The sequence below is a fragment of the Chamaesiphon sp. OTE_20_metabat_361 genome, from assembly GCF_031364565.1.
This window is the reverse complement of the sequence record NZ_JANLWO010000037.1, coordinates 1-4,886: the sequence shown is the minus strand read 5'-3', so window position 1 is coordinate 4,886 and position 4,886 is coordinate 1. Positions and strand designations below refer to the sequence as shown.

General features: G+C 45.7%; 4 protein-coding genes. 1 reads left to right on the top strand and 3 read right to left on the bottom strand.

Annotation, left to right across the window (positions count from 1 at the left end):
* Positions 1–96: 96 nt before the first annotated feature.
* The 3 genes from RMO35_RS00925 to RMO35_RS00915 form a co-directional block, all read right to left on the bottom strand.
* Positions 97–1,455: a cytochrome P450 gene (locus tag RMO35_RS00925; RefSeq protein ID WP_309737924.1), complete on the bottom strand. Its 1,359-nt coding sequence runs from the start codon at positions 1,453–1,455 to the stop codon at positions 97–99.
* Positions 1,456–1,619: 164 nt separating this feature from the next.
* A complete protein-coding gene (locus tag RMO35_RS00920; protein ID WP_309737923.1) occupies positions 1,620–2,102 on the bottom strand; it encodes a 3'-5' exonuclease in 483 nt (160 codons plus the stop codon).
* A 248-nt stretch (positions 2,103–2,350) separates the two neighbouring features.
* Entirely contained in the window at positions 2,351–4,378 is a 2,028-nt protein-coding gene (locus RMO35_RS00915) for an AarF/ABC1/UbiB kinase family protein (RefSeq protein ID WP_309737922.1), read from the bottom strand.
* A gap of 214 nt (positions 4,379–4,592) precedes the next feature.
* Here RMO35_RS00915 and RMO35_RS00910 point away from each other — a divergent pair, with 214 nt between their 5' ends.
* Complete coding sequence (locus RMO35_RS00910; RefSeq protein WP_309737920.1) at positions 4,593–4,730, top strand: hypothetical protein; 138 nt, start codon at positions 4,593–4,595, stop codon at positions 4,728–4,730.
* Positions 4,731–4,886 lie beyond the last annotated feature (156 nt).

Below are 4,886 nucleotides of genomic sequence, written 5' to 3'. Positions count from 1 at the left end.
CTAGTGGCAATTAGGGCGATTATTTGTCTCTAAATCCGCAAGCATATTTTAATAAGAAAGCGATCGTTTATCTACGATCGCTTTTTCACACCAAAATTATACAGCTTTATTTTTAGCAACTACATTAACTTCGATACCACCTTTTGGCCCTAATGTGACGCCGCGCCGTGCGGGAATTGCGGGTGACTTACTCGCCAGTTCTAGTTTACAGCCAGACAGGATTTCGACGATGACTAGTTTCATTTCTAGCTGAGCTAATGCCATCCCAATACACCGACGGCTACCACCACCGAAGGGGAGATATTCATAAGGTGAAAATTGACGTTCTAGAAAGCGTTCTGGTTTAAATAGATCTGGTTCGGGATAGATATCTTCGCGATGGTGAGTGAGATAGATGCAGCCGACAACTACCGTATCGGCGGGGATATCGTAGCCTTGTAATGAGACTGGCTCCCGAGTTATTCGGGGAAATGTCAACATGCCGACTGGATATATTCGTAATGTTTCCGCACAAACTGCATTTAAATAAGGTAGGCGGCTAATCGTTACCGAGTCACGTTCTGTACCTAATGTGGCGATTTCTGCTATTAATTTTGCTTTAACTTCGGGTAGATAATTAATCCAATAAATCGCCCAGGCTAAGGCAGTTGCTGTAGTTTCATGTCCGGCAAATAACAGCGTCATCAGTTCATCATGCAGCTCAACATCGCTCATGCCGTTGCCTTGGGCATCGGTGGAGCCGATTAATAGATTCAGAATGTCCGATCGATCTGGTTGATAATTATGTCGCCTGTCGGCAATTTCGGCATAGATTAATCGATCGAGTATTTCCCGATCGCGTAAAAATCGACCCCAAGGACTCCAGGCACCTAAATCTTGCTGTAGTGCGGGGATAAATAAGAAGCTAGACTTGATGGGGGATTCGATTAAGGAGATGACTTCGATTAACTTCTCGCGAATCAGATCGTACCGTTCGCCTTCGTAGAGTCCGAATACAGTCTGCAAAATAACTGAGAGCGAAATTGATTGCATTTGTTCGCGGAGATTGATGGTTTCCCCAACCTGCCAGCCTGCTACCAAATCCCGGGTCAATTTGCAAATTAGCTCTGTATAAGCCCGAATTTTGTCGCCATGAAATTGAGGCATTAATAACTGTCGGCGTTGCCGATGTTCGCCCCCATCTAATAAGATTACTCCGCGATCGCCTAAAAAAGGCGTTAAGATTTGATTGATCGAACCCGGTGCGGCAAATTGTTTGGCATCGCCAGTTAGTACCTGTTGAATTGCTTTCGGCTCGCTCAGAAATACGCAATTATCAAAGACGCCAGACATCCGAACCTGAAAGATATCACCATACTCTCGCTCGGAGTTATCCAAATAATCGATCGGTGCGGTAATCCACTGCCAGAGCTGAATCGGACTCGGTGATTTAACAGTGGGTAGAAGTGCAGTCATAGTATTTTGCAGCCGATCGGATCTATTCTCTATTATCCGATGATAACTACTTTTGTGCATCCCGATGGCGGCACTATTTCTCGTCCTCAAGATTTATCGATCGCACTTCTCGGTAAAATTTATGCAATTATATTTAATCGATCTATTAATTATACTCGCCGCTCCTATGCCGCCGCCGCGATGACAATCTCAGCGCAAGCACGCGCATCAGAGAGCGCTTGATGATGGTTTAATTCGATGTTTAGATATCTACACACATCGGGGAGTTTGGTGGGATAGAGGTTCCAGCGTTCGCGAGCGAGAGCGACGGTACAGATGAATTTTTGTTTGGGTTGCGGAATATTGTATAAGTCACAACAGGCATAGAGTACTCGACGATCGAAACTAGCATTGTGGGCGACTAAAGCATCAGCACGTTCGATTCTGGTGGAAATCTGCGTCCAGACTTGTTTGAAGGTGGGAGCCTGAGCGACATCAGACCACATGATGCCATGAATATTAGTAAATTCAAAGCGATATGATGGAGGACGAATCAGGAAGATTTCTTCGTGGATGATGGTTTGGTTCTCGATCTGAACTATGCCCAAGGCGCAGGCACTATTCGGATCGCGATTGGCAGTCTCAAAATCGATCGCAACTAATCTCACGGTTGTTTTGCTATGGAGTCAACAATTTTAGCATCGAAGCTCATCGCTTCGCGAGTATCTTATCGTCTCGATCGAGCATTTAGGTTCCCAGACAAACCTGCTGGCGATTGGCAAATCTAAATAAATCGGGGCGGAAAGAAGAGATCGCCGCCCGGATTTTAGGCGAGCGAGATTACGGCGATAATCACTGGGTACCCTGACACAATTGACCTGTAGGGTACCCGAGACGGTTCGTGTTATGCCCTCGATTAGCGTCTGGCGCGAGTGGGGAGAGCCAGTTGGCGCTCGTTGACGACAACTTCGGCGGGTACATCTTGCAATAGTACCTCGCGAATCAAGCGGGCTGCCATCCGTTGGGTTAAGCCACTGGCGATTTTTTGACCGAAGGATTGGGTTTCGGATTTGAGCAAAATTTGCGGAATCCGGGGTAAAACGATCGCCGGATCGAAGCCTTTAGTCTGCTGTAAGATGCTCCAAATCCGTTGGATGTTTCCTAGCCCTTCTGATAACTGTTGGGTGTTGTTGACGGTCGCTGGCACCTTCATCCCAATCCCTTTTTGAATTGCATGGGTGACATTTTGGAGAGTATTGCTGCCAAAATTATCCAAGCCTCGGACGATTTCATCTGCGAGATAGTCGCGAATGAAGGTACCGCGATCGGAGAGAATGAAATCTAAGGTTTGGTCGATGACTTGATTGAGATCGTATTCATCGCTACTCCGGGCATTATTGAGGAGATTTTCTAGGCGATTCCACCGGAAGGAACCATCTTTAAATAATAGTTCTTTGAGCGAGTTTCGTAAATCGGGGGCAGGATCTGTGAGTAAGCGTTTAGCGACGTAGGGATATGCTTTTGCGAGGACTTTAAATTCAGGATCGACAGAAATCGCGATTCCTTCGAGAGTGGCTAGCGATCGCAAGATCAAGGCGTAGTAAGCTGGCACTTGGAAGGGAAATTCATACATTACCCCCGATAGTTGGTCGGTAACGCTCTTGAAATCCATGTCGGCGATATTCGTCCCCACCGCACCTAATGAGCTGTTAAACACATAAGATATAGCTGGAATAATCGGCGTTAAATCTGTATCTGGAGTTAAAAATTCTAGCTTGACAAAATCTCGCCCTAATCCATCAAAATCGCGGTTGACTAGATGCACGATCGCTTCTACTAAACCATACCGTTGATATGGTTTGACTTGGCTCATCATCCCAAAATCCAAGTAAGCTAATTTACCATCGGGGGTAGCGAGTAAATTACCAGGATGGGGATCGGCATGAAAGAAGCCATGTTCGAGCAACTGTCGGAGCGAACATTGCACGCCGACTTCTACTAGGTAAGTAGCATCGAGTCCCTGAGCGGCTACTGCTTCGAGATTGGTTAATTTTGTCCCGGTAATCCACTCCATTGTCAGGACGCGTCTGCCCGTATATTGCCAGTAAATACTGGGCACATAGATGTCTTGCATTCCACCGTACAATTCGGCAAATTTCTCAGCATTACGCCCTTCATTTTCATAGTCCATTTCCTCGAAAATGCGCTCGGCAAATTCATCGACGATCGAGACTAAATTACTGCGAATTTGTTTAAAATTAGCTTGTGCCCAGATTGCTAAAGTGCGAACGACATGTAAGTCCAAGGCGATACTATCTGCTAAGCCGGGACGTTGCACTTTGATTGCTACATCTTCACCGCTCCAAAGTTTACCCTTATAAACTTGTCCGAGGGAAGCCGCCGCGATCGGTAAATCGCTAATCTCCGCATAAATTGCTGCGGGCTTATCACCTAATTCTTCTTCAATGAATTGGTAGGCAATCTCGTTAGAAAAAGCCGGAATATTATCTTGCAGTTGCGCTAATTCTTCTAGAAACTGGGGCGGAACTAAGTCGGGGCGTGTAGAGAGTGCCTGACCGATTTTGATATATGCTGGCCCCAATTTGGTTAGCAGTCTGCGAATCTGAGTGGCACGTTTGCCGAGATTTTGTTTGGATTTATTGGTGATTTTATCGAACCACAATCCCAAGGCAAAGTTAACGATCGGCAGGAAGATACTAATGAAGCGGGCAAATACTTTGAGAGGTTGAGTGCTATAATACTGTCCGATCGCGATCGGATCGTACCCCAGCCACGTATCGTCGGTAATTTCTTTGACACGTCTGGAAGACACCACTTCTACATCAGCTACTAGTTCTGTCGATACGGCTGTTGCTGGCTGGTACTCGGGAGCATCGGCTCGATTCATCTCTGGTGCAAACTGATTAGAAGGTGTTGTGTTCATGAGGTGATGGTATTTAGCCCTGTTAATTATTGTAACAATTATGCGAACTACCTGGGGATATTATCTATTTTACAGCGTGTAAATGATTAACGTCTGGGGGTTGTCCTCATCGGTGGAGATCGGCATTCCGATCCGCAGGCTGTATTTTTGAGGCTTTAGGTTTTAGGCTTTGGGCTTTGGCAATAAGTAAAGTGGGCACAGCACACCACATCTTATGAATAATTACTACATACCTACTCAAATCTCTGCTGCTCAACCATTAACCCCGATTGTGAAGGAAGTATTGGGTAATCGGGTCAATTCCACTAAAATTACTATAGTCTCGATCGCCTATAAGTACGAACTTACTTAATCTAGCTTTTAACCATTGGGAGAAAAAATTGGTTTCTACATCTAATTTGAAAACTACAAAATCAGAAGAAATATTTGCAGCCGCGCGGGAACTGATGCCGGGTGGGGTGAATTCTCCAGTGCGTGCATTCAAATCTGTCGGCGGTCAACCGATTGT